This window comes from Streptomyces sp. CNP082 (assembly GCF_059570535.1).
The window spans coordinates 41,475-65,714 of sequence record NZ_JCANSZ010000043.1; the positions used below are offsets into that span (position 1 = coordinate 41,475).

A 24,240-nucleotide genomic window follows, 5' to 3' on the forward strand; every position below is an offset into this window, starting at 1 on the left:
AGAACCGGCGACACCGCGGGGAAGTTCCGGAAGATCTAATTCACCGGACTCGGAAATAGGAATATGCGAGAGAAAGTCAGGCGGCGCAGCGCGCCGCGGGCCGCCCTGCGGCTTTGATGACATCCCGGCGAACACCGGATTATTTCACCGCGATAATCGCCTGAACCCGGCACCGGAAAGGTGAGGCTCCGCATCCGGGCGGGCCCGTGACCAGCCCCGGAGCGGCATCCGTTCGTTCGCCGCGGACCGGGATGAAATTTCATTGCCGACTTTGCCGGACTTGCCACCCGCCGACGCTTCCTCAGGCAGCTCGTACACGACCCGCGGGCGGGGGCCGGACCGTCACGCTCTGCTACGCGCGTCGAGGGCCGCGGCGCCGCCGCCGCGAGGCCGGCGCCGGCACACCGGACCGGACCCGAAACGGAAGAGTGCCCTCCGGACGTTCCCACCCCTCGCAACCCCGCCGACCTGGGCATCCGTCCCCGCCACGGCGGGCCGGGAGAGGTCCGCGGTCGATCTTGCAAAAACGTCCCGGCGGCGCCGGGGATAGCAATTTCCTGCCATGTTCCGGAGGATGGCAGGACCTTGCCCCCTCCGTCTCTGATGGAGGAATCGATCAGACCTTCGACGTGCGGGAACGGGCGGATGCTAGATCAAGAAGTCGTCACCAGCGCCGGAACGGTGTTGACATCCCCCCATAGCGGTGTTGAGATCGAATAGCTGGGAAGAAAGCGTCGAAGCCCCGCCGTCGATCGTTGCTCTCGGTGTCCAGCAGGCGGAGATCCATTGCGTTGTGTATCGGCCGCGTAAAGCCGAGGCCGGCATTGCCGGGCCTTGACTGGATTAGCGTTCACGGCTACGCTGACCCCCGGCCAGTCTCGGGGAACTGGACAACAATCACGGGGGCAGCAGAAATGTTAATGATCGACGCAGGCCCGGAAGTCGGCCACTGGCCACGCGGCCAGATCGAGAAACCCTGGCCGGCGCATCCGGCAAAAGTCGAATGTCACATCACTCCAGTTGCGATTGCTGCTTTTCGGCAGCAAATCCTTGCGGCGCCTACGCTCTCCGACGCGGCGCACGTCGTCTCCGCGGCCCGTCCCGTGCCCGGCAGCGCCCACCCATGGCGCCGCCCCGCGGACGGGCCGCTGTCATGCCGCGGTGTGAGAGCGCTCTCCAGAGCGCCACGCAGTACCACTCGCGTACACCGCACGGAACGTACGGTGACCGGATCCTGCTTGGCTGTAGGGGCCGGCAGCCGGCCAGGCCGACACCCGGCCATGGCCAGGCGCCCCGGAAAAGGCGGTGAGATGTTGGGAGTTCAGAGATGACGAACGACAGAACCAACGTCGACACGATGGTTATCGGCGCTGGATCGGGTGGAAGCTGCCAGTCCCACTCGGAGGGCGGGCAGCGGATGGGAACCGGTACCGGAGACGCGCGGCGGATCGCGGAGCTGGAGCGCGAGGTTCAGGAACTCCGCCGCGCCAACGAGATATTGAAGGTGTATTTCGCCAAGGAACTTGATCTCGAACTTGAATCCACTCCGTCCCCCCTCGTCGTCGGAACGCCCAGCGGGCCGGCTCTCCCGGAGGCACGGCCGACCGCGCCTCCGGCCCCGTCGCGCCCGATCCGCTGGAGCGCCCCGCAGCCGTCCATGACCCCTGCCCCGCCCCGGCCCATGGCGGAGTTCCGGGCCCTCGGACCCATCGAGGCCGTGGTCGGCGGCCGGCTGCTGGACCTGGGCGCGCCCAAGCAGCGGGCCCTGCTCGCGCTGCTGGTCAGCAAGGTGGGCCAGCCGGTGGCGGTCGACGTCATCGTCGAGGAGCTGTGGACCGGCAACCCGCCGCCCTCCGCGATCACGTCACTGCAGGCGTACGTGGCCAACCTGCGCCGCGTCCTGGAACCCAACCGTGCCCCGCGCACCTCCGCGACCGTGCTCCGCACCTACGGCCGCGGCTACCTGCTGGACAACAACGTCGTCGAGGTCGACGTACACCGGTTCAGCGAGCGCGCGGGCGCCGGCTGGGAGGCGCTCGACCGCGGCAAGCCCGAGGAGGCGCTGCGTGAATTAGAAGCCGGTCTCATGCTGTGGCGGGGGCAGGCGTACGCGGAGGTGGCCGACACCACCTACGTACGGCCCGAGGTCGCCCGGCTGGAGGAGCTGCGGCTGTCGGTCATCGAGGGGCGGTGCGCCGCGCTGCTCGCGGTGGGCGCCCACGAGATGGCGGTGGCCGAACTGGAGGCGTTCACGCAGGCGCATCCGCTGCGTGAGTACGGCTGCGAGCTGCTGAGCCTGGCGCTGTACCGGGCCGGCCGGCAGGCCGACGCCCTCGCCGTGCTGCGCACCAACCAGCGCAGGCTGGCGGAGGAGCTGGGGATCGACCCCCGGCCCGCGCTGCAGCACTTGGAGAACGAGATCCTCAACCACGCGCCCACGCTCGACTGGCGCCCGCGCCGGGGCGGTGGTGCGTGAGATCGCCGGATCGCGATCTCTTCGGCTGCCCGGCAGTCCGGACATTGTCCGACATACCGAAGCGGCCCGGGGGGCTCCCCGGGCCGCTTCGGCGGCCGGCCGCGCGCCGCCGCGCCGCGGGGGCCGCGCGCCGCCGTCGCCCGTAGGGCACGTCCGCGTACGCAATCACGAGTGCGCCGCCACACCTCCACCCCCGCTTGCCGGTCTGCCTGCCTGCCGCAGGGATGACGCCCGTGGACGCGTGCGGGGTGACGGCGGCATTCCGTCACCCCGTTGTGCGCGCGTGCGTCAGCCGAGCCGTTCACCGTAGACGTGGTCCACGGTCATCGTCATCAGCACCCGGCGGTCGGCGACCATCACCGCGCGGTACTCGTCCCAGTCGGGGTGCTCCCCCGCCGCGGCGCGGTAGTACTCCACCAGCGCCTCGACCTCCGGGCCATGCGGATCGGTGCCTGGCCCGGTGAGGGTGGCGGTCCCCTCCGCCGTGGCCCAGGAGCGGCCGTCGCCGGCGGTGACCTCCAGCGCGGCGCGGGCGTCGCGGCGCAGGTTCGCGGTCTTCGCGCGCCCTTCGGTCATCGACACGTGGAGGAGGCCGGCTTCCCGGTCGTAGAACGGCATGACGGGCGAGAGCTGCGGTCGGCCGTCCTTCTTGATCGTGGCCAGCACGCCGAGCCGGCTCTCCGCCAGCAGCGCGCGGGGGTCGTACGAGGTCGCGGTCATGTTCTCTGCCAAGTCCTGGTCTGTCGGTGGTATTCCTGCGGTGGGGTCACCGCGGCTGCGCCGCCGGGCGGCGGAACTCCTCGATCATCACCGGATATCCCTCGTCGCCGTGGCCCGCCGCCGCGGCCCGGTCGGCGAACGCCTTGATCAGCGCCGGGAACTCCGCGTTCACGCCGAGGGATTCGCTCTCCTTTACGAGGTGTGCCATCGCGGCCCGGTGAACGTCGAGCGTGGCGTCGTCCGCCGGGAAGGTGCCGCTGTCGATCTGCTTCGCGTAGCCGGGAAGCCAGCCGGTGACGGTCGGGACGCCCTTCGCCGCGACGGCGGTGTACTCCGCCGCCGACACCCCCGCCGTGCCGAGCAGGGCGGCGCCCTGCAGCCAGCCGTTGAGGATGCTCCACATCAGGCCCACCACCGCCATCTCGTACAGCGCCGTGAGCCCGTGGTCCGCGCCGAGGTACGGGGTGTCGCCGGCCAGGGCGTGCAGCGCCGGCGCGTGCCGGTCGAAGTCCGCCCGCGGGCCGCTGACGACGATGGTCGCGTCCGTGGTGCCGATGCCCTGCGGGGTGGCCATGATGGCGCCGTCGAGGTACGTCAGGCCGCGTTCGGCGGCCCACGCCGCGGTGTCGCGGGCCTGATCCGAGGTGCCGGTGGTGAGGTTGACCAGGGTCCGGCCGCGGAGGGCGGCGGCCTCGACGGGGTCGAGCAGGGCGCGCAGCGCGTCGTAGTCGGTGACGCAGGCGACCACCAGCGGGGCGGCGGCGACGGCCGCGGCGGGGGTGGCGGCGCGTACGGCGCCGGCGGCGACGAGGTCGTCGGCCTTGGCGGCGGTGCGGTTCCAGACGGTGGTGGGGTGCCCGGCGCGGTGCAGGGCGGCGGCGAGGGCGTGGCCCATCAGGCCGAGGCCGAGTACGGCGACGGGGGCAGGGGCGTTTTCCGCTTGCTTGTCGGTCGTCATGGCAGAATGCTCAACGTTCATACCGGTATGAAGGTCAAGGTGTGAAGGTCAGCGGCGGAGGAGGAGCGCGCATGCGGATCGGCGAGCTGAGCCGGCGTACCGGCGTCCACACACATCAGTTGCGCTACTACGAGGCCCAGGGCCTGCTGAAACCCGAGCGCTCCGGCAACGGCTACCGCGAGTACACCGACGACGCCGTGCTCACCGTCGCCCAGATCCGGCGGCTGCTCGACGCCGGCCTGTCGACCCCGGACATCGCCTGGCTCCTGCCCTGCGCCACCGGCACGGGACCCGACTTCGAGCCGTGCCCCGAACTCATCGACAAGTTCCGCGACCGGCTGGACGGGCTCGACGCGCACATCACCACGCTCACCCGCTCCCGCCGGGCGCTCAGCGAGTACCTCGACGCCGCCGAGCGGCGGGTCGCGCAGTACATCTGACGGCCGCCGGCAACCGCCCGCGCGCCCGTACGGCCACGGGCGGGCCCGCGCCGCCCCGTTGATCGTCTCCCTTCCGTCCCGCGGCCCTTCACCTGCACGTCGTGCCCCGGCCACCCCCCGCGGCGAACATCCTTCCGGATGTTCACAACGCCCGGGAGGCTCAGGTGACTTCACCACCCCATTCGCCGCGCCGGCGGTCGTTCCTGCAGGCCGCGGGCGTCGGCGTCGGCGCGCTGCTGGCCGGGGCCGGGCTCGCCGGGCGGGCCGAGGCCGCGGGCGGCGCGCCCCGGCTGCGCGAGGACCCGTACCGGCTGGGCGTCGCCAGCGGCGAACCGGCCGCCGACGGCGCCGTGCTGTGGACCCGGCTGGCGCCGGACCCGCTCGCCGACGACGGCCACGGCGGCATGCCCCGCGCCGGCTACGACGTGGCCTGGCAGGTCGCGGAGGACGAGCGGTTCCGCCGGGTCGTCCGCGCCGGCTCCGCAGTCGCGCTGCCGGAGCTGGGGCACTCCGTCCACCCGCAGGTCCGCGGGCTGCGCCCGGGACGGCAGTACTTCTACCGCTTCCGTACGCAGGGCCATACCAGCCCTGTGGGCCGGTTCCGCACCGCGCCCGACGCCCGCTCCGCGCGCGGCTCGTTCACCTTCGCCACCGCCTCCTGCCAGGCGTGGTACCACGGTTACTTCCCGGCGTACCGCGACCTGGTCGACAAGGACCCGGACGTCGTGTTCTTCCTCGGGGACTACATCTACGAGTACGGCATCACCGCCGCCAACATGTGGCGCAGCGCCCCGCTGCCCGGCGCCCGCCACGAGATGGAGACCAACACCCTCGCCGACTACCGGCTGCGCTACGCGCTGTTCAAGACGGACCCCGACCTCCAGGCCGTGCACGCCGCGGCACCGTGGATCCTCACCCCGGACGACCACGAGGTGCAGAACGACTACTCCGACGAGAACTCGTACTACGGCCTGAGCGAGGAGGACTTCCTGCTCCGCCGTGCGGTGGCGTACCGCGCGTACTACGAGAACTGCCCGCTGCCGGCGCTCGCCCTCGCCCACGGCCCCGACGCCCGGCTGCACCGCCGGCTGCGCTACGGGCCGGCCACCCTGCACGTCCTCGACGCCCGCCAGTACCGCGACCCCAAGCCGGCCGACGCCGCCGAGCAGCACGCACCCGGACGCACCATGCTCGGCCGGGAGCAGGAGCGCTGGCTCTACCACGGGCTGCGCACCTCCGACGCCCGCTGGAACCTGCTGCTCCAGCAGGTCGGCCTGGTCCGGGTGACGGAGAACCGCGTCGATCAGTGGGACGGCTACCCGGCCGCGCGGCAGCGCCTCCTCGACGTCCTCGGCGAACCCGGCGTGGCGCCGTCCGTCGTCTTCACCGGCGACTGCCACCGCTCCATCGCCGGCGACCTCCTCGCGGACTTCGCCGACCCCGGATCGCGCGTCGTGGGCAGCGAGTTCCTCGGTACGTCCATCGCCTCGGACGGCGACGGCGCGCCCACGGACAACTACACGCAGGACTGGATGCAGCACCCCTGGATGCAGTTCTACGACGGCCGCCGCGGCTACGTCCTCGGCCACGCGGACGCCGACGCGGTCACCGCCGAGTACCGGGCGGTGCCCTACGTACGGGCCGACAACAAGGCGGCCGGGTTCACGCTCGACCGCTTCCGGGTCGAGCACGGCCGCCCCGGCATGCAGAAGGTGAGCTGACGATGACCGACACCACCCGTACCGCCGCGGACACCGCCGCCGGGAGCCCGGACGCCGGCCACGCGCCGGGCACCGTCGCCGGCCTCGCCGCCGCCGGCGGCCTCGGCGTCGTGGAGCTGACCTGGCGCCCGTACCGGACGGGCCCCGAACAGCTCGTCGACCACTACGAGGTCCACGAACTCTCAGGCGACTCAGACGACTCCGGCGGCGAGACCCTCCTCGCCCGCACGCTCTTCCCGCACCACACCCACCGCGTCGGCCCCCAGCCGCTGACCCGCCGCTACACCGTCGTCGCCGTGGTCGACTCCGGCGCCCGGACCCGGCCCGCGCGCGCCGTCGACGCGACGAACGAGCGCTCACTCGCCGCGGGCCGCCCGGTGGCGCAGGTCGGCGAGTTCGACCACCGGGGGCTGGAGTTCGCGCTGTCGCCGAACCTGAGCGCGCAGTACCCGACGGCCTTCCCGCAGGACGCCGACTTCCGCCACGGCGCCTCCGACCCCGGCCGCGACTGGTGCTACCTGCACCCGGGCCCGAGCGACGCCTGGGCCGGCCGCAAGGAGCACACGTTCACGCTCCGCTTCGACCTGCCCGCGGCCCCCGTGGGCGACCTCGGCTTCGCGCTGTGGCTGATCGACTCGCACGCCACCCTCGCCGGCACCGCCGAACTCGCGCTCAACGGCAACGCGGTGCGGACGCTGGAGTTCCGCGGCGGCGCGACCCGCGGGTCGCTGGAGGGCGACGCGGCCAGGGCGGGCAGCGTGCTGAAGCCGTCGTACTACGAACTGCCGCTGGCAGCGGAGCTGTTCAGGGCCGGGGAGAACGTCCTGACACTGCGCAAGACGAGCGGGTCGTGGATCGCGTACGACGCGGTGGGGGTGTTCGCCCCGGAGTGACGGCCCGGAGTTGCTCGTCAACGGCTAGGCAGCGCGCGCAGCAGTCGTCTACTGTGCGGAGGTTCGCCCCTGCGACACGAAGGACGGTGCATGGCTGCCGAGCTGCGAAGCACCCAGTGGTACGGGGGTACGGACCGGAACGCGTACATCCACCGCGCGTGGATGCGCCGCGGCCTGCCCCACGACGCGTTCTCCGGCCGCCCCCACATCGCCATCGCCAACACCGCCTCCGACCTCACCCCCTGCAACTCCCACCTCACCGAGGTCGCCCGCTCCGTACGCGACGGCGTGCACGAGGCCGGCGGCATCCCGCTGGAGCTGCCGGTGGTCTCGCTCGGCGAGACCCAGGTGCGCCCCACGGCGATGCTGTGGCGCAACATGGCGGCGATGGCGGCGGAGGAGATGTTCCGCGCCAACCCGGTCGACGGCCTGGTGCTCCTCGGCGGCTGCGACAAGACGATCCCCGCGCTGCTCATGGCCGCCGCCTCGGTGGACCTGCCCGCGCTCGTCGTCCCCGGCGGGCCGATGCTCACCGGCACCTTCCGCGGCAAGCCGCTGGGCTGCGGCACCGACGTGTGGCGGCTGAGCGAGGAGGTGCGCGCGGGCACCCTGTCCGAACGGGACTTCACCCGCTCCGAGTCCTCGATGATCCGCAGCCGCGGGCACTGCAACACCATGGGCACCGCCTCCACGATGGCCGTCATGGCCGAGGCGCTGGGCATGGTCCTCCCGGGCCTGGCCGGCACGCCCGCGCCGGACAGCCGGCTGCTGGAGGCGGCGCACGAGTCGGGGAAGCTCTCGGTCGAGCTGGTACGGCAGGGGCGTACCCCGTCGCACGTCATGACCGCCGCGTCGTTCCGCAACGCGATCGTCGCGCTCGCCGCCACCGGCGGCTCCACCAACGCCGTCGTCCACCTCCTCGCCCTCGCCGGCCGCCTCGGCGTCCCGCTGGCGCTCGACGACTTCGACCGCGTCGGCGCGGACGTCCCGCTGCTGGCCGACCTGCTGCCGGCCGGGCGGTTCCTGATGGACGACCTGTACCGCGCGGGCGGCCTGGCGGCCGTGCTGAACGAGGTACGCGACCTCCTCGACCCGGCGGCGCTCACCGTCACCGGCCGCCCGCTGGTGGACCACCTGGACGAGGCCCGCATCTGGGACCCCGAGGTCATCCGCACCCGCGAGGCGCCGCTGCAGCCCGCCGCCGGCATCGCCGTGCTCCGCGGCAACCTCGCCCCCTCCGGCGCCCTCGTCAAACCCGCCGCCGCCTCCCCCGAACTGCTGCGCCACCGCGGGCGGGCCGTCGTCTTCGACAGCATCGAGGACTTCCACGCCCGCATCGACGACCCGGACCTCGACGTCGACGCCGACTCGGTGCTCGTCCTGCGCGGCTGCGGCCCCCGCGGCTACCCGGGCATGCCCGAGGTCTCCAACATGCCGCTGCCGCGCAAGCTGCTGGAGCAGGGCGTACGCGACATGGTGCGGGTCTGCGACGGCCGGATGAGCGGCACGGCGTACGGCACGGTGGTGCTGCACGTCGCGCCGGAGGCGGCGGCGGGCGGTCCGCTGGCGCTGGTGCGCAACGGAGACTGGATCAGCCTCGACGTACCGGGACGCAGCCTCTCCGTCGATATACCGGACGCGGAGCTGGCGGCCCGTACCCCCAACGAGGCGGCAGCGGCGGCCTACGCGGCGCCGCGGCGGGGGTGGGAGCGGCTGTACGTGGACCACGTCCTGGGGGCGGACACCGGGGCGGACCTGGACTTCCTGGTCGGCTCGACGGGCTCGGAGGTGAGCCGTGAGTCGCACTGACGGCCGGCCTTGAGGGCGTTCGTGCTGCACGGCCCCGGCCGCGCGTCGGTCGAGGACGTCGCCCCGCCGGTGGCGGGGCCGGGCGAGGCGGTGGTGGACGTCGCGCGCGTGGGGGTGTGCGGAACGGACGTGGAGCTGTACACGGGCGAGCTGCAGTATCTGCGCGACGGGCGCTCGCGGTTCCCCGTACGCCCCGGGCACGAGTGGTCGGGCCGGGTCACGGCGGTCGGCGCGGGCGTGGACCCGGCCTGGGTGGGCCGGCGGGTGACGGGCGACACGATGCTGGGCTGCCGCGCCTGCCGCCGCTGCCGGGGCGGGCGGCAGCACCTGTGCGAGAGCCGCCGTGAGGTGGGCATCCTCGGCCACGCGGGCGCACTCGCCGCGCAACTGGCCGTCCCGGCATGGTCGCTGCACGCCCTGCCGGACACGGTCGACGACGCGCTGGGCGCCCTGGTGGAACCGGGCGGCAACGCGCTGCGCGCGGCCCGCGCGGCGGGGGTCGCGCCGGGCGACCGGGTGCTGGTTACGGGCCCGGGCACGATCGGCCTGCTGACCGCGATGTTCGCCCGCCGCGCGGGCGCGGAGGTCCACGTGCTGGGCCGCGACCCGGCGACGCTGGAGTTCGCCGCGACCCTGGGCTTCGACCGCTGCTGGACGGCGGAGTCGCTGCCCTCCGTCCCGTACGAGGCGGTGATCGACGCCTCCAACGCGGCGGCCCTCCCGGCGCGGGCGGTGGAGTGGGTGGAGCCGGGCGGCCGGGTGGTCTTCATCGGCCTGGCGGGCACCCCGAGCCTGCTGGACACCCGCAACCTGGCCCTCAAGGACGCCACGGCGGTGGGCATCCTGAGCGGGTCCCCGGGCCTGGCGGAAACGATCAGCGCGTACGCGGAGGGAGAGGTGGACCCGCGCCCGCTGATCGCGACGGTGATCGGCCTGGAGGGAGTGGCGGCGACCTTGTCGGGCGTACGCCCCGAAGGCGCAGGCAGGGGCCCGAAGGTGCAGGTGTCGCCGGGGACCGCGGAGGCGGTCACGCCGCCGACCGTCTGACCGGCGACCGGCGACCGGCGGGGGGCGGCTGACCGAACCGGGCGCCGGGAACGGACCGTGCCGGTGCCGCCTGTCAGCGCCGCGGCTCGGGGTGTCCGCGGAGCGGTGCAGCCAGCAGACCGCTCAACTCGACCGTTGACTACGCCGCTCGACGGGGACCGTCGAGCGGGGTCGGAGGCGGTGGGCCCCCGGGTGTTCGCCGGAGCCCTCGGGTGTGCCGGGCTTCGATGTTCGCCGCGGGGCCTTCGATGTTCGCCGCGGGGCCTTCGATGTTCGCCGCGGGGCCTTCGATGTTCGCCGACCCCCCGACGCTCCGTGCGCCCCCGATACTCCCCGCACACCCGCCCAAGGGTACGCAGGCGCGGTGACATCGCCTGCTCACTGCCGCGACTGGCTGCGTTGGGGCGGCCGGTTTGGTGGTGGGGGCGGCCGGGTCGGTCGGTGGGGGCGGCGCCGGGGTGGACGGGGTCGGGGGACGGCTGCGGCCCGGCGTGAGGGCGGCGCCGGGGCGGCCGGGTCGGGCGCTCCCGGCGGAGGAAAACGGTCGTAACTCGCGGTAACCCACCCGCCGAAACGGCTCAAATCACCCACGGAGAGCGAGTTTTCCCCATCGGCACGCACGCGCACCGCCCCACCCGACCGGGGTGAGTGGCTGAGGGGCGTTGCCCCGGCACCGCCCCCGCCGCCGACCCGGCCGCCCCGACGCACACCCCACGTCGGCCGGGCCGCCCGGCAACCGCCCCGCCCCGCACCCCTGTGGCGTCCGCCGTATGGCGCACGACCACGCCGGTCGCGGCGCCGGTCTGCGGTTCCCCGCGCCTACGAAGTGCGCCCCGCCTGGCGCACCGCACCTCCCCCAGCCGTGCTCCACACGGTGACAACGCCGGGGCACGGCAAGCGGCAAGCCATACCCCGGAGGGCGCATCGCTGCCCGGTGGCGCTCACGGCAAGGGGCGGAAGCTACAGGTACAACTGCGCTTTGCAGCGCGCGCAGAATGTCTTGCCGTTGCGCCGCTCCGTAGCAGGGTGCGGACACGGCTCCCGCTCGCCACCGCGCACGCCCTCCCGCCGGAATGACGACGGGAGTGCGGACAGCGCACCGACGTCTTTGCGGTGAAGTTCGGTGCGAACCATGGCATCCACCTCTGCCGCACACTCCCCGCAGGCGTACAGGTGCCCATGGCCCGCGGGAGTTTTCACCGAACCGATCCACCACACCCGCACACCTTCCCGGCGGCAGTACAGCCAGCACCGGCCGGAAACCCACCCGTTGCCATTGTCAGCACGCGCGGGCGGCAGAGCCCCCGGCCCAAACCGAATTCCGCGAGGGGCAACCGGACCGGCGCTCATACGGCGCGCTCCCGCTCCCCCTCACCCGCCGCTGCCAGCACGGCAGCGAGTTTCCTGGCCACCTCGACATTGCACCGCCCCAAATCAATCAACGGCCGCGGCGACCGCGCGCTCATCGACACCGGATCAAGTCCCAGGGACGGCAGCACCACCCCCGCACCCTCAAGTCCGTCCCGTAGCTGCCGGCATACCGATTCAGCCTCTTCCACGCATGCCAAAGCGGCCCGCTGCGCTCTTCCCGTCATTTCGACCACGCTCCTCACCCCGCACCCACTCGTGAGAGTGAGCCGGTGGCAACAGCATTGCTGACGGACCGTGCCGGGTACACGCTTGCCCCGTCACCAAAGCCCTTCCATGGACGACGAATTGGAGGTGTGTTCGACGTGGAGCTGATCAACGAGGACGACGGCAAGCTCACCCCGCGTACGGTGCTGGGGCGGCGCCTGCGTCGTATGAGGGAGAGCGCGGAACTCTCGCAACGCGCGCTCGCCGACAAGCTCGGCTACCCGCACACGTACATCAGCCGGGTGGAGCGCGGGGAGCAGCTCCCCTCACAGGCGCTCGCCGAGGCCCTGGACACGTTCTTCAAAGCTGCCGGTCTCTTCGCGGACCTGTTGGCAGTGGCGCAGGACTCGTCCGTGCCCGGTTACATTCAGGAAGTCCTGGAGAAGGAACAGAAGGCGACCCGCATCCAGGTCTTCGGCAGCAGCCTGATTCCCGGCCTCCTGCAGACCGAGGACTACGCACGTGCGCTGTTTCGCGAGTCGCTGCCCGGGGAGTCCGAGGCGCAGATTGACGAGCAGGTCGCGGCGCGGATGCGCCGTAAGCGCGTATTCGGCAAGGCGGATACGGCGTTCTACTGGGCAATCATGGATGAAGCCGCACTGAAGCGCCCAATGGGGGGCTCAGAGTGCATGACTGGGCAACTCCGGCACATACTCACGATGGTCGAGTCGCCCCGTGTCTCAGTTCAGGTGCTTCCCTTTGCACAGGGGGCGCACCCGCTCCTGGGCGGGAGCCTGAGCCTGCTCACCCTGGAGAACGGCGCGACGATCGGCTATGTCGAGAGCTTCGTCTCCGGGGAGCCGGTGGAGTCGCCGAGGAAGGTCCTCCAGCTCACGCAGATGCTCGACGTAGCCCGCTCCAAGGCGTTACCGGAGGGCGAATCCCTGGACCTGGTCCGAAGTTACCTGAAAGAATACGAAGATGAAGAAGATTCCTGACGCACGTACTCTGAGCTGGCGCAAGTCCAGCTACAGCAACGGCCAGGGGGGCGAGTGCATCGAGGTCGCCGACGGGATCCCCGGCGCCGTTCCCGTCCGCGACAGCAAGGACCCGCACGGGCCCGCTCTGATGTTTCCCGCCGATGGCTGGGCGGCGTTCGTCGCCGCCGTCAAGGCCGGTGAGTTTCCGGCCTGAGCGGACCCGGACCCGAGCGACCGGCCCCCGCCGACGGCGGGGGCCGGCGGCGTACCCGGTCAGGAGGCCCGTCAGGAGATGAGGGTCCGCTACTGGCCCTCCATCCGCCCGCGTACGGCCTGGGCGGACCAGTCGAACGCCGGCGCCAGGCGCTCCGGAGCGGGCCAGCCGTTCATCACCGCCAGCAGGTGGAGGTGCCGGTCCCGGCGCGGGTCGCTCACGCTCTCCAGCCGGGCCAGCAGCAGGCGGCGTAGCCCGGCGTCGTCAGGGCGGCCGAGGGCGTGTGCGTAGTGCGCCGCGAGGGCCGCGACGATCGGGTCGGCCTGGCGCGAGGCCGGGGCGATGCCCGCCGCCAGCGCGGGGACGGCGCGGTCGCGGACGACCGCACCGAGGCCGCGGCGCGGAGCCGCGGTGCCGCGCTGTGCTTGTTCGGCCGCGATGCCCTCGGTCATCCGCCGTACGCTGGCGCGGAAGTCCGGGTCCATGCTGAGTTCGGCCCACTCCACCCACGCGCGGACCTGCTCCGCCTCGGGGTTGCCGGGCAGTTCGGGGGTCATCGAGCGCCTGACCCCCGCGAACAGGGAGGTGTCGAGGCCGCCGAAAGCCGCGTCGAGAAAGTCGCCGATCAGACGTCGGCGTTCGTCCTCCGAGAGCTGGGCCAGCGTGTGCATGAGATCCGCCTCCTCCGCGGTGAGCCCGCGCTCGGCCACCGTCCTCAGCACCGCGTGCCGCAGGCGCAGGACGCGGATCTGCACGGCCAGGGCGTCGGCGTGCGCTGCGGCGACCTCGGGAAGCGGGAGTTCCCGGTCCACGACCCTGCGGATCGTGGGCAGGTCCACCCCCAGGTCCCGCAGGGTCCGCACGAGGTCCAGGCGCGCGACGGCGTCGCTGCCGTAGAGGCGGTAGCCGGCCGGGCTGCGGTCCGTCGGCGTCACGAGTCCGCGGTCGGAGTAGAACCGGATGGTCTTGACCGTCAGGCCGGTCCGCCGGGCCAGTTCGCCGATCGTGCAGAGCGTGTCGCCGTTCATGCCCCTACCTTGGCGTCTCCCCCTACGGGAGACTCAAGCGCCCAGGGCCTCCGCCACCCGGGCCAGGTCCTGGCCCGACGCCAGCCCCCCGTGGTACAGCCGCAGTTCGTCCGCGCCCAGCTTCACCGCGTGGGCCGCGTCCTGCGCCAGCGTTGCCGGGGTGCCGCCCAGGCCCGAGACCACCGTGAAGTTCGCCGCCAGCGTCGTGTGCGGGCGGCGGTGGGGGGTGCACGGGTCCAGGGCGGCGGTGCGGGTTGCGGGGCCGCCTGTGCAGGGGAGGACCAGGCCGTCCGCGAACGTCAGGACCTCCGCCGGGTCCACCCCCGCGTTCGCGCCGCAGGCGTACGGCTCGGGAGCGGCGTGCAGCAGGACGCGGAACGCGGAGTCCGGGGCCTCGGCCCGTACCGCCGCGACCGCCTCGCGCTGCAGCCGGGTGGCCGCCGCGCGGCGCCAGCCCAGCACCGCCGCCGCGCGTTCGGCGCCCAGCAGCCCGGCGATCCGGGCCCAGGTGCCCGCCGCCTCCACGGCCTCGGCGGCGGCCGGCGGCGCGGCGGCCGTTCCCTCCCAGTACGGCCGCAGCGCCGCCGTGACCGCCGCGCGCAGGTCGTCCGGTGGGGCGCCGTACGCGGCGTAGCCGTCGCGGCAGCGGTCGCAGAAGCACAGCGACATCAGCAACTGCCCCGCCGCGTCGAGCGCCACCCCGGCGGTCTTGTCGTGCGCGTGCAGGTGCGCCAGCCCGTACCAGCCGCACGACTCCAGCTCACACCCCCGCGCCCCCGGCCGGGTCGCCGCCTCCGCCGCGAGCCGGACCAGGTAGTCGCGGACCTCGGGCCGGGCGATGCACGGCGCCCACGGGTAGCGGTCGCCGTGCGCGTTGACCACGGAGGTCTGTGGATGCTCCGCGCCCAGGCGGGAGTTGTGCGCGAGCACCACCCAGGCGTGCACCTCGAGTCCCGCCGCGGTCAGCGCCTCGGCCGCCGCGCCGAACGGGTCGGCCTCGTCCACCCAGTCCTGGGTGTACGGGCGCAGCTCCCGGCCGGACCACCTGCTCGGGTCCGGCGGGTAGAGCACGGCGGAGTACCTGGCGGTGACGATGCGGTGGCGCGGGTGGCGCGGGGTGACGGCGCGGGTGGAGTGGTACGCGGCGGCGAGCGTCACCTGCCGTACGCCCAACTCCGCGACCCGGCGCGGCGCGGCGGGGTCGCCGACGACGTCCCAGGGATACAGAAAGACCGAAGCACGAGGTGTCATCATCAGGGTGTACACGTTTCTGCCCGGCGTCCATATTGATGAACAGGCACGCTATGGCCGCCCCGACGCACCGTCAAGACCGCCCACCCGGCGTCCACCCGGCGCTCACCCGGCGCCCGGCCCGGCGTCCGGCCCGACCCACACCCCCGAACCACCGAGGAGCCCACGATGCCAGCCCACCGCCCCCCGCGCACCGTCCTGCTCACCGGCGCCGCCGGCGGCGTCGGCACCCTGATGCGCCCCCTGCTCCCCGCCCACGGCTACGAGCTGCGCCTGCTCGACCGCGTCGCCGTCCCCCCGGGCCCCGAGCGCACCGTCACCGCCGACCTCGCCGACCGCGCCGCCCTGCGCGAGGCGGTCCGCGGGGCCGACGCCGTGCTCCACCTCGCCGGGATCTCGCTGGAGTCGACGTTCGAGAAGGTGCTGCGGGCCAACATCGAGGGCACGTACCACCTCTTCGAGGCCGTACGCGAAGAGGGCGTCCCCCGCGTCGTCTTCGCCTCCAGCAACCACGCCGTCGGCTTCCACCCCCGCCCCCGCCACGCCGGCCGCGTCCCCGCCGCCGAGCTGATCGGCACCGGCGCCGCGCACCGCCCGGACACCTTCTACGGCCTGTCCAAGTGCTTCGGCGAGGACCTGGCGCAGTTCTACTGGGACAAGCACGGCATCGAGACCGTCTCCGTGCGCATCGGCTCCTGCTTCCCCGAGCCCACCAGCGTGCGCATGCTCTCCCTCTGGCTCAGCCCCGCCGACGGCGCCCGGCTGTTCCACGCCGCGCTGACCGCCGAGGACGTCGGCCACACCGTCGTCTACGGCAGCTCCGCCAACACCCGCGCCTGGTGGGACCTCGGCTCGGCGCGCGCCCTCGGCTACGAGCCCGAGGACGACTCCGAGGTGTACGCGGACAAGCTGCTCGCCGAACTCGGCCCCGACGATCCGGACGCGCCTGACCAGGCGAACCTGGGCGGCCCGTTCTGCACCGACCCGCCCATCTGGCCGCACTGACGCCCCCGTTCACACCCGGGGGCGCCCCGGCGCCACACCCTGAACCCGCGCGCACCCCCTTGACGGCCGTCGCACCCACCTCTACGTTTCCGGCACCAATTCAGATTCATATCTTTCGTTCAGATAGATGAATCGAGGTTCCGGTGCAGCTCGACGGCATCCTGTTCTTCCCCCTCACCCCCTTCGACGCCGCCGGCGCGGTGCACGAGGACGTGCTCGCCCGGCACGTCGCCGACGGCGTCGGGCACGGCGCGGGCGCGGTGTTCGCCGCCTGCGGCACCGGCGAGTTCCACGCGCTCGACGGCGCCGAGCACCGGCGCGTGGTCCGTACCGCCGTCGGGGCCGCGGCCGGCCGGGTGCCGGTGTTCGCCGGCGCCGGCGGCCCGCTGCCGCACGCCGTCGCCTGCGCCCGTGCCGCCGCCGAGGCCGGCGCCGACGGGCTGCTGCTGATGCCGCCGTACCTGGTGACCGGGCCGGAGGCGGGGCTCGTCGCGTACGTGCGCGAAATCGGCGCCGCGACCGCCCTGCCGCTGGTCGTCTACCAGCGCGACAACGTCCGCTTCACCCCCGCGGGCGCCGCGGAACTCGCCCGGATCCCCACCGTCACCGGCTTCAAGGACGGGCTCGGCGACGTCGAGCTGATGCAGCGCATCATCCCCGCCGTGCACACCGCCCTCGCCGGGCAGGGGACCCCCGCCGGCGACTTCACCTTCTTCAACGGCCTGCCCACCGCCGAGGTCTCGGCCGCCGCGTACGCGGCCGTGGGCGCCCGGCTGTACTCGTCCGCCGTCTTCTGCTTCGTCCCCGAGGTGGCGCTCGCCTTCTACCGCGCGCGGGCCGCGGGCGACGACCAGCTCGTACGCCGCCTGCTGAGCGGCTTCTACGTCCCCCTCGTCCAGTTGCGCAACGAAGTCCCCGGCTACGCCGTGTCGCTGGTCAAGGCCGGCGCCCGGCTGCGCGGCCTCAACGCCGGCGGCGTACGGCCGCCGCTGGCCGACCCGCACCCCAAGCACCTCGCCGAGCTGGAGCTGATCGTCTCCGCCGGCCTGGAGATCGCGGGGGCGGCCCGGTGAATCCAGGGATGCGGATACGCGAGATCACCGTCACCCCCGTCGCCTTCCGCGACCCGCCGCTGCTCAACGCCGCCGGCGTACACGAGCCGTGGGCCCTGCGCAGCGTCGTCGAGGTCGTCACCGACGACGGCCTGACCGGCCTCGGCGAGAGCTACGGCGACGCCTCCCACCTCGACCGGCTGCGCGCCGCCGCCCGCGCTCTGACCGGCGCCGACGCCGGCCACCACCACGCCCTCTACGCCCGCGTGGCGGCCAGTGTCGGCACCGGCGTCTTCTCCGACCAGCACGGCCTGACCGGCGCCGGCAGCAACGGCAAGACCGTCGACGCCGTCTTCTCGCCCTTCGAGGTCGCCTGCCTGGACATCGTCGGCAAGGCCACCGGCCGCCGGGTGGCGGACCTCCTCGGCGGGCCGGTGCGCGACGCGGTGCCGTTCAGCGCGTACCTCTTCTACAAGTGGGCCGGCCACCCCGACGCGCCCGCGGACCGCTTCGGCGCGGCGCTCGACCCGGACGGCATCGTCGCCCAGGCGCGGCTGCTGACCGAGGAGTACGGCTTCCAGTCGCTGAAGCTCAAGGGCGGGGTCTTCCCGCCCGACGAGGAGATCGCGGCGGCGCACGCCCTCGCCGCGGAGTTCCCCGGGCTGCCGCTGCGCGTCGACCCCAACGCCGCCTGGACGCCGGAGACTTCCGTACGGGTCGGCACCGCGCTGGCCGGGACGGTGGAGTACCTGGAGGACCCGGCGCCCGGCATCGACGGGATGGCCGAGGTCGCGGCGCAGGTGCCGATGCCGCTGGCCACCAACATGGCCGTGGTCACGCACGAACACCTGCCGCCGGCGATCGCGCGCCGCGCCATCGGGGTGCTGCTGCTGGACCACCACTTCTGGGGCGGGCTGCTGAAGTCCACTCAGGTCGCGGCGCTGTGCGCGACGTTCGGCATCGGTCTGTCCATGCACTCCAACTCGCACCTGGGGATCAGCCTCGCCGCGATGACGCACCTGGCCGCCGCCACCCCCAACCTCGACCACTCCTGCGACACCCACACCCCCTGGCTGACGGTGGCGGACGGCCAGGACGTGATCGCACCCGGGGCCCTCACCTTCGCCGGCGGCGCCGTACCGCTGCCGCCGGGGCCCGGCCTCGGCGTCGAGCTGGACCGCGACGCGCTGGCCGTGCTGCACGAGCAGTACGAGAAGTGCGGCGTCCGGCGCCGCGACGACACCGCGTACATGCGCCGCCTGCACCCCGGTTTCACCCCCGCGCGGGCCCGTTGGTGAGCCGGGCGCCCGCGGCCCGTGCACCACCCCCCACCCATCGGAGAAGACACAGGCAGGAGTCACGATGGCCGTCGCTGACTGGATCATGGTCGGTGCCTATTTCTGCGTGATGGTAGGCATCGGCTGGTGGTCGAAGAACCGCATCCACACCGTGAAGGACTTCTTCACCACCGGTGGCCGCATACCGTGGTGGCTGTCCGGCATCTCGCACCATATGTCCGGCTACAGCGCGGTGATGTTCGTCGCGTTCGCCGCCGTCGCCTACGACCACGGGCTGACGGTGTACGTGTGGTGGGCGCTGACCATCGGCCTGGGCATCGGCGTCGGCGCGTTCCTCTTCGCGCCCCGCTGGGCGCGGCTGCGCGCGAAGCACGACGTGGCCTCGCCGCTGGAGTACCTGGCCAAGCGGTACAACCTGCCGACCCAGCAGGTGCTGGCGTACAGCGGCGCGCTGCTGAAGGTCGTCGACATCGCGGCCAAGTGGGTGGCGATATCGGTGCTGCTGCAGGGCTTCGCGGACGTGCCGCTGGAGTGGGGGATCCTCTTCACCGGCGTGGCCACGATGGCGTACATGGCGGTCGGCGGGCTGTGGGCGGACGTGCTCACGGACTTCAGCCAGTTCCTCATCCAACTGCTGGCCGGCGCGGTGATGTTCGTGGCGGTGCTGGCGGAGCTGGGCGGCGTCGACACGCTGTGGACGATGTGGGACGACCTGCCGGACAGCCACCACGACCCGGTCACCGGTCCGGTGACGACGACCCTGGTGCTGGCGTTCCTGCTGGTCAAGACCTTCGAGTACAACGGCGGCATGTGGAACCTGGCGCAGCGCTACATGGCCGCGCCGTCCGGCTCCGCAGCGAAGCGCTCGGCGCTGCTGTCCAGCGGGCTGTGGCTGGTGTGGCCGTTCATCCTGTTCCTGCCGATGTTCGCGGCACCGCTGATCGTGCCGGGCCTGGAGAACAGCGAGGAGTCGTACATCGAGCTGGCGAAGGAGCTGATGCCGGCCGGGCTGACGGGGCTGGTGCTGGCGGGGTTCTTCTGCCACACGATGGCGATGGTGGCCTCCGACTCCAACGTGATCTCGGCGGTCATCACCCGGGACATGGCGCCCGTGCTGGTGCCGCGGGTACGGCAGTTGACCGACCGGGCGCAGTTGACGTTCGCCCGGGTGACGACGGTGGCGTTCGTATCGGTGAGCATGATCATCGCCATCGCGACCGGCGGTGAGGGCTTCGTGCTCGACGTGGTCGTGGACCTGGTGGCGGCGACGATGGGGCCGATCTCGATCCCGCTGATGCTGGGCATGCTGCCGTGGTTCCGGCGCTGCGGGCCGACGGCGGCGATCGTGTCGTGGGCCGGCGGGCTCGGGCTGTGGTCGGTGCTGCACTGGGTGCGGGACGACACCTCGCAGGCGGCGCTCGTGGGGCTGCCGCTGCTGACGTCGCTGGTGCTGTACGTGGGCATCGGGCTGCTGCGGCCCGAGGGCGGGGCGGAGCAGGACGCGCTGCTCGACTCGCTGGACTCGGACCCGGAGGAGGGCGCGGCGGCCGGGGTGCCGGCGTCGAAGGACACGCAGCCGCCGGAGGCGACGGCGGACCTCACGCCGCGCTGAGCGGTCCCCGGCGGTCGGCAGCCGGCAACTCCCCTTCGTGCGGCGGGGGTTGCCGACCGGGGTAGCAAGCGCTTCCATGCAGGCAGGCGCCCGCGGGGGCCACCCCGTGGCGGCGGGACGGGGTAACCCCGCGGGTTGCGCGCCGCGCGCGCCCGGTGGTGGGCACCGGTGCACCCGCCCGGGACCGCGGCCGGGTGCCGCGCATCCACGGCGGTGTCCCGCCGAGCCGCGGCAGAACCGCGCTCATCGGCCCGCGCCTGCGGCGCCCGCGGCACTGGGTTGACCCCGCGGATGGCGCAGGGCGACCAGGTAGGGACCCGCCGCCCCGCCGGAGGCGGTCCCGCTACGGGACCTCCAGCACCAGTTTCCCCCGCGTACGCCCCGACTCGCTGCGCCGGAACGCCTCCGCCGCCTCCGCCAGCGGCAGCGCCGCGTCCACGTGCACCGTCAGCTTCCCCGCCGCCGCGAGCCCCGCCAACTGCGCCAGCCCCTCGGCGTCCGGGCGCACCCACACCAACTGCCCGCCCAGCTTCTTCACCTCGCCGTCCGCGATCGACGCCGACCGCGCCGCGTCCTTCAGCACCTCGTGCGAGACCTGCACCGCACCGCCGCCGACGAAGTCCAGCGCCGCGTCCACCCCGGCCGGCGCCAGCTCACGCACCCGGTCGGCCAGGCCGGCGCCGTACGTCACGGGCTCGGCGCCCAGCGAGCGCAGGAAGTCGTGGTTGCGCTCGCTCGCGGTGGCGATCACGCGCGCCCCGCGCAGGGCCGCGAGCTGCACGCCGAGCGAGCCGACCCCGCCCGCGCCGCCGTGGATGAGCACCGTCTCGCCGTCCCCGGCGCCCACCCGGTCCAGCGAGCGCAGCGCGGTGAGCCCGGCCAGCGGCAGCGCCGCGGCCTCCTGCCAGCCCAGCGCGGCGGGCTTGTGGGTAAGGGTCCGCGCGGGCGCGGCGACGTACTCCGCGTACGTGCCCTGCCCGACCTCGTCCCGGCGCACGTACCCCAGCACCTCGTCGCCCACCGCGAACTCCGGGGTGTCCGCGCCCAGCGCCTCCACCACACCGGCCGCGTCCCAGCCGGGGATGAGCGGGAAGTGGATGTACATCATGGGGTCGAGATAGCCCCGGGCGACCTTCCAGTCCACCGGGTTGACCCCGGCCGCCTTCACCCGCACCAGCACCTGGTCGGGACCGACCTTGGGCTTGGGCACCTCGTCGAGGCGCAGGTTCTCCGGTCCGCCGTACTCGTTCGTCACGATCGCCTTCATGATCTCCTCCCAAGGTCAGGTCCGAGAGGATTATTCCGTTGCCCGGGCCCGTAGAGTCGACGACATGGCTGGAGAGGAAGGGAGCGTACGGGTCGACAGCTGGATCTGGTCCGTACGGCTCACCAAGACCCGCTCCGCGGCGGCCACCGCCTGCAAGGCCGGGCACGTCCGCGTCAACGGCGACCGCGTGAAGCCGGCCCAGGCGCTGCGGGTCGGCGACGAGGTGCGGGTGCGGCTGGCCGGGCGGGAGCGGATCGTCGTGGTCAAGCGGCTGCTGCGCAAGCGGGTGGGAGCCCCGGTGGCCGTCGAGTGCTACGCCGACCACAGCCCGCCTCCGCCGCCGCGCGAGATGGCCGCCCCCATCGCCCGCCGCGACCGCGGCACGGGCCGGCCGACGAAGCGGGACCGGCGCGAGCTGGAGCGGCTGCGCCGCAGGGCGGAGACCCGGGGCCCGGACGAGGGCTGACAAGGACCGACGAGGGCTGAGGGCCGGGGGCCCGCCCGGCGGGGGAGCCCGGCATGCACCGGACTCCCCTGCGCCTGCTGCCCCTCAGAACTGCAGGAACGCCTGCACCGGCAGGTGGTCGCTGGGGAACTGGCCGTCGCGCTCGTACGTGTTGATCTGCGCGTACCGCGTCCGCACCGCCGGCGTGACGAGGATCCAGTCGATGCGGGCGCCGTCCGGCACCAGCGGCCGGTACCCGTGGAACGTGGCGTACGCGTCGCTGCGCCGCTCGGCCGCGTCCCAGGTGTCGACGAGGCCGCCGTCCGCGAGCATCGCGTCGTAGACGGGGTTGGCGTGCGCGGGGACGTTGAAGTCGCCGGTGACCACCCGCGGCAGCGTGGCGTCGAACTCCGCGAAGCGGCTGGTGATCAGGGCGGCGGAGCGCTCGCGCGCCTGCTGGTTGACGTGGTCGAGGTGGGTGTTGACGTGGTAGAACTCGCCGCCCGTGGCCAGGTCGCGGAAGCGCACCCAGGTGACCATGCGCAGGACGGCGTTGCCCCAGGTGTTGGAGCCGATGAGGTACGGCTCGTCGGAGAGCCAGTAGTGGTCGAAGGCGACCGGGGCGAGCCGGCGGATGTCGTAGAAGATCGCCATGAACTCGTCCTTGCTGCCGCCCTGCCGGCCGGTGCCGATCCAGGCGTGGTGGCGGCCGAGGTCGGCGGCGATGTCGAGCAGTTGCGGGTACAGCCCCTCCTGGGTGCCGACGAGGTGCGGCTCCTCCTCGCGCAGCAGCTCCCGCATCACGGGGCGGCGCTCGGGCCAGGAGTTCGGCGGGGTGGCGGAGGCGTAGCGGAGGTTGAAGCTCATGACGTGCAGTTCGTCCGCGTCGCCGGGGCCGGGCCGGGGGCTGTCGGCGCGCGCCTCGGACAGCCCGGCGACGGTCGGGGCGAGGGCGGCGGCAGCCACGGTGCCGAGGGCGCGGCGGCGGCTGAGGGAGAACTCGGGCATGGGTCACCTCTCCGTTCAGGGGGGTGGGGTGTGGGAAGAGTCTCAGGCGCCGAGATGAGGGGGAAGTGACGCGCGCACGTCAGTGATACGAACTGGAGATCACCCGGGTACGGCCGGGGCGCGCCGGCGCGCCCCGTACCCGCGGGAACAGCCGCTGCCTCCTGGAAGTTGCACCCCTCATGACCGACGTACTGCGCTACACCGCCTTCGCCACCGACCCCGCCGGGGGCAACCGGGCCGGCATCGTCCTCGACGCCGCGGGCCTGACCGACGAGCAGATGGTCGCCATCGCGGCCGAAGTGGGCTACTCCGAGACCGCCTTCCTCACCCCGGGACCGGCGGACGAGGCGGGCGCCGGGCGGTCGTTCACGACGCGCTTCTTCAGCCCCGTCGCCGAGGTCCCCTTCTGCGGCCACGCCACCGTCGCGACCGCCGTCGCGCTCGCCGAGCGCCTGGGCGCCGGCGACTTCGCGCTGCACACCCGGCCCGGCCGGGTCCCGGTGGCGGTGACCGAGGGGGACGGCGTGCTGAAGGCGACGCTCAGCAGCGTCGAGCCGCAGGTCCGTCAGGCCGCGGACGCCGACGTCGCCGAGGCGCTGGCCGCGCTGCGCTGGTCCGCCGCCGAGCTGGACCCCGCCCTGCCCCCGCGCATCGCCTTCGCCGGCGCGCACCACCTCGTCCTCGCCGCCGCCACCCGCGCCCGCCTCGCCGACCTCGACTACGACTTCGACCGGCTGCGCGCGCTGATGGAGAAGCTGGACCTGACCACCGTGCAGCTCGTCTGGCGCGAGTCCGCCGACGTCTTCCACGTCCGCGACCCGTTCCCGGTCGGCGGCGTCGTGGAGGACGCGGCCACCGGCGCGGCGGCGGCTGCCTTCGGCGCGTACGCCCGCGAACTCGGCCTCGCCGCCGAGGCGGCCCGGCTCACCCTCCACCAGGGGCACGACATGGGACGCCCCTCGCTGCTGGAGGTCGAGCTGCGCGCGGGCGACCCCCGGGTCCACGTCACGGGCGCGGCGGTCCGCCTCTGAGCCCACTCATGTGATGCACGCCACATGGGGGATTTCTTCCGCTCCGCTGTCGAAATCCGTCCCGCCCGCTCGACGCACGGGTGAGAGGCGCCCGGAGGGGGCGCCGGACGGTTGTTTCCGACAAGGAGCTTCCCAATGCTGATGTCAAGCCGCTGCCGTGACGGGTGGTGTGGCTTCGTAGCACGCTCCGTCGCGGATCATGGCCCACAGGACGTTGACGCGGCGGCGCGCGAGCGCCAGCAGCGCCTGCTTGTGGCCCTTGCCCTCGGCTCTCTTGCGCGCGTAGTACGCCTTGGAGGCTGGGCAGCCCTTAAGACTGGAGAGCGCGGAGAGGTACATAGCGTTGAGCAGGCCGCGGTGAAACCGGCGTGGTCTGCGGAGGTTGCCGCTGACGCGGCCGGAGTCTCGTG

20 protein-coding genes and 1 pseudogene are annotated in these 24,240 nt (G+C 73.3%); 14 read left to right on the forward strand and 7 right to left on the reverse strand.

Annotation, left to right across the window (positions count from 1 at the left end):
* Window positions 1–1,417 precede the first annotated feature (1,417 nt).
* Window positions 1,418–2,476: an AfsR/SARP family transcriptional regulator gene (locus B124_RS27600; protein ID WP_496505705.1), complete on the forward strand. Its 1,059-nt coding sequence runs from the start codon at window positions 1,418–1,420 to the stop codon at window positions 2,474–2,476.
* A 288-nt stretch (window positions 2,477–2,764) separates the two neighbouring features.
* Here B124_RS27600 and B124_RS27605 read toward each other — a convergent pair whose 3' ends face one another.
* Window positions 2,765–3,196, reverse strand: coding sequence for a PPOX class F420-dependent oxidoreductase (locus B124_RS27605; protein WP_496505684.1), 432 nt, complete (start codon window positions 3,194–3,196; stop codon window positions 2,765–2,767).
* Window positions 3,197–3,242: 46 nt separating this feature from the next.
* Entirely contained in the window at window positions 3,243–4,154 is a 912-nt protein-coding gene (locus tag B124_RS27610; protein ID WP_496505685.1) for an NAD(P)-dependent oxidoreductase, read from the reverse strand.
* Window positions 4,155–4,225: 71 nt separating this feature from the next.
* Here B124_RS27610 and B124_RS27615 point away from each other — a divergent pair, with 71 nt between their 5' ends.
* From B124_RS27615 to B124_RS27645, 7 genes are all read left to right on the forward strand, one after another.
* Window positions 4,226–4,594 (forward strand): MerR family transcriptional regulator, encoded by a 369-nt coding sequence (locus B124_RS27615; protein WP_496505686.1) that lies wholly within the window; start codon window positions 4,226–4,228, stop codon window positions 4,592–4,594.
* Between the two features lie 164 nt (window positions 4,595–4,758).
* Window positions 4,759–6,315 carry an alkaline phosphatase D family protein gene (locus tag B124_RS27620; protein WP_496505687.1) on the forward strand — a complete coding sequence of 519 codons (1,557 nt, stop codon included), beginning with the start codon at window positions 4,759–4,761 and terminating at the stop codon, window positions 6,313–6,315.
* 2 nt (window positions 6,316–6,317) lie between these two features.
* Window positions 6,318–7,208 carry a polysaccharide lyase family protein gene (locus tag B124_RS27625; RefSeq protein ID WP_496505688.1) on the forward strand — a complete coding sequence of 297 codons (891 nt, stop codon included), beginning with the start codon at window positions 6,318–6,320 and terminating at the stop codon, window positions 7,206–7,208.
* 90 nt (window positions 7,209–7,298) lie between these two features.
* Entirely contained in the window at window positions 7,299–9,017 is a 1,719-nt protein-coding gene (locus B124_RS27630; protein ID WP_496505689.1) for a dihydroxy-acid dehydratase, read from the forward strand.
* A gap of 9 nt (window positions 9,018–9,026) precedes the next feature.
* Window positions 9,027–10,064, forward strand: a complete 1,038-nt coding sequence (locus B124_RS27635) for a zinc-dependent alcohol dehydrogenase (protein ID WP_496505690.1) — start codon at window positions 9,027–9,029, stop codon at window positions 10,062–10,064.
* A gap of 1,733 nt (window positions 10,065–11,797) precedes the next feature.
* On the forward strand, window positions 11,798–12,637 hold the full coding sequence (locus tag B124_RS27640; RefSeq protein WP_496505691.1) for a helix-turn-helix domain-containing protein: 840 nt from the start codon (window positions 11,798–11,800) through the stop codon (window positions 12,635–12,637).
* A complete protein-coding gene (locus B124_RS27645) occupies window positions 12,621–12,833 on the forward strand; it encodes a DUF397 domain-containing protein (protein WP_496505692.1) in 213 nt (70 codons plus the stop codon). The genes B124_RS27640 and B124_RS27645 overlap by 17 nt, the downstream gene beginning before the upstream one ends.
* Before the next feature lie 89 nt (window positions 12,834–12,922).
* Here B124_RS27645 and B124_RS27650 read toward each other — a convergent pair whose 3' ends face one another.
* Together B124_RS27650 and B124_RS27655 are read right to left on the reverse strand one after the other, a co-directional pair.
* On the reverse strand, window positions 12,923–13,861 hold the full coding sequence (locus tag B124_RS27650) for a MerR family transcriptional regulator (protein ID WP_496505693.1): 939 nt from the start codon (window positions 13,859–13,861) through the stop codon (window positions 12,923–12,925).
* Window positions 13,862–13,894: 33 nt separating this feature from the next.
* Window positions 13,895–15,115, reverse strand: coding sequence for a hypothetical protein (locus tag B124_RS27655; RefSeq protein WP_496505694.1), 1,221 nt, complete (start codon window positions 15,113–15,115; stop codon window positions 13,895–13,897).
* 165 nt (window positions 15,116–15,280) lie between these two features.
* Here B124_RS27655 and B124_RS27660 point away from each other — a divergent pair, with 165 nt between their 5' ends.
* From B124_RS27660 to B124_RS27675, 4 genes are all read left to right on the forward strand, one after another.
* Window positions 15,281–16,117, forward strand: coding sequence for an NAD-dependent epimerase/dehydratase family protein (locus tag B124_RS27660; RefSeq protein WP_496505695.1), 837 nt, complete (start codon window positions 15,281–15,283; stop codon window positions 16,115–16,117).
* Between the two features lie 143 nt (window positions 16,118–16,260).
* Window positions 16,261–17,190, forward strand: a complete 930-nt coding sequence (locus tag B124_RS27665; protein WP_496505696.1) for a 5-dehydro-4-deoxyglucarate dehydratase — start codon at window positions 16,261–16,263, stop codon at window positions 17,188–17,190.
* Window positions 17,191–17,198: 8 nt separating this feature from the next.
* The gene (locus B124_RS27670; protein WP_496505697.1) at window positions 17,199–18,467 is read left to right on the forward strand and encodes an enolase C-terminal domain-like protein; all 1,269 of its coding nucleotides are present in this window, start codon (window positions 17,199–17,201) and stop codon (window positions 18,465–18,467) included.
* A gap of 64 nt (window positions 18,468–18,531) precedes the next feature.
* A complete protein-coding gene (locus B124_RS27675) occupies window positions 18,532–20,079 on the forward strand; it encodes a sodium:solute symporter family protein (protein ID WP_496505698.1) in 1,548 nt (515 codons plus the stop codon).
* Window positions 20,080–20,422: 343 nt separating this feature from the next.
* On the opposite strand, the gene B124_RS27680 is transcribed toward B124_RS27675, so the two are convergent.
* A complete protein-coding gene (locus tag B124_RS27680; RefSeq protein ID WP_496505699.1) occupies window positions 20,423–21,346 on the reverse strand; it encodes an NADP-dependent oxidoreductase in 924 nt (307 codons plus the stop codon).
* Between the two features lie 64 nt (window positions 21,347–21,410).
* On the opposite strand from B124_RS27680, the gene B124_RS27685 reads away from it, so the two are divergent.
* Window positions 21,411–21,812: an RNA-binding S4 domain-containing protein gene (locus B124_RS27685; RefSeq protein WP_496505700.1), complete on the forward strand. Its 402-nt coding sequence runs from the start codon at window positions 21,411–21,413 to the stop codon at window positions 21,810–21,812.
* Between the two features lie 84 nt (window positions 21,813–21,896).
* Here the strand turns inward: B124_RS27685 and B124_RS27690 are convergent, their stop codons facing one another.
* The gene (locus B124_RS27690; RefSeq protein ID WP_496505701.1) at window positions 21,897–22,799 is read right to left on the reverse strand and encodes an endonuclease/exonuclease/phosphatase family protein; all 903 of its coding nucleotides are present in this window, start codon (window positions 22,797–22,799) and stop codon (window positions 21,897–21,899) included.
* 179 nt (window positions 22,800–22,978) lie between these two features.
* Between B124_RS27690 and B124_RS27695 the strand changes: the two genes are divergently transcribed.
* Window positions 22,979–23,830: a PhzF family phenazine biosynthesis isomerase gene (locus B124_RS27695; RefSeq protein WP_496505702.1), complete on the forward strand. Its 852-nt coding sequence runs from the start codon at window positions 22,979–22,981 to the stop codon at window positions 23,828–23,830.
* 144 nt (window positions 23,831–23,974) lie between these two features.
* Here B124_RS27695 and B124_RS27700 read toward each other — a convergent pair.
* Window positions 23,975–24,240: pseudogene (locus B124_RS27700) on the reverse strand (IS110 family transposase); the annotation flags it as partial.

Coding starts and splice junctions, on each gene's coding strand:
- B124_RS27600 (WP_496505705.1), top strand. CDS start 1,418: ATGGGAACCGGTACCGGAGACGCGCGGCGGATCGCGGAGCTGGAGCGC.
- B124_RS27605 (WP_496505684.1), bottom strand. CDS start 3,196: ATGACCGCGACCTCGTACGACCCCCGCGCGCTGCTGGCGGAGAGCCGG.
- B124_RS27610 (WP_496505685.1), bottom strand. CDS start 4,154: ATGACGACCGACAAGCAAGCGGAAAACGCCCCTGCCCCCGTCGCCGTA.
- B124_RS27615 (WP_496505686.1), top strand. CDS start 4,226: ATGCGGATCGGCGAGCTGAGCCGGCGTACCGGCGTCCACACACATCAG.
- B124_RS27625 (WP_496505688.1), top strand. CDS start 6,318: ATGACCGACACCACCCGTACCGCCGCGGACACCGCCGCCGGGAGCCCG.
- B124_RS27630 (WP_496505689.1), top strand. CDS start 7,299: ATGGCTGCCGAGCTGCGAAGCACCCAGTGGTACGGGGGTACGGACCGG.
- B124_RS27645 (WP_496505692.1), top strand. CDS start 12,621: ATGAAGAAGATTCCTGACGCACGTACTCTGAGCTGGCGCAAGTCCAGC.
- B124_RS27650 (WP_496505693.1), bottom strand. CDS start 13,861: ATGAACGGCGACACGCTCTGCACGATCGGCGAACTGGCCCGGCGGACC.
- B124_RS27655 (WP_496505694.1), bottom strand. CDS start 15,115: ATGATGACACCTCGTGCTTCGGTCTTTCTGTATCCCTGGGACGTCGTC.
- B124_RS27660 (WP_496505695.1), top strand. CDS start 15,281: ATGCCAGCCCACCGCCCCCCGCGCACCGTCCTGCTCACCGGCGCCGCC.
- B124_RS27670 (WP_496505697.1), top strand. CDS start 17,199: ATGCGGATACGCGAGATCACCGTCACCCCCGTCGCCTTCCGCGACCCG.
- B124_RS27675 (WP_496505698.1), top strand. CDS start 18,532: ATGGCCGTCGCTGACTGGATCATGGTCGGTGCCTATTTCTGCGTGATG.
- B124_RS27680 (WP_496505699.1), bottom strand. CDS start 21,346: ATGAAGGCGATCGTGACGAACGAGTACGGCGGACCGGAGAACCTGCGC.
- B124_RS27685 (WP_496505700.1), top strand. CDS start 21,411: ATGGCTGGAGAGGAAGGGAGCGTACGGGTCGACAGCTGGATCTGGTCC.
- B124_RS27690 (WP_496505701.1), bottom strand. CDS start 22,799: ATGCCCGAGTTCTCCCTCAGCCGCCGCCGCGCCCTCGGCACCGTGGCT.
- B124_RS27695 (WP_496505702.1), top strand. CDS start 22,979: ATGACCGACGTACTGCGCTACACCGCCTTCGCCACCGACCCCGCCGGG.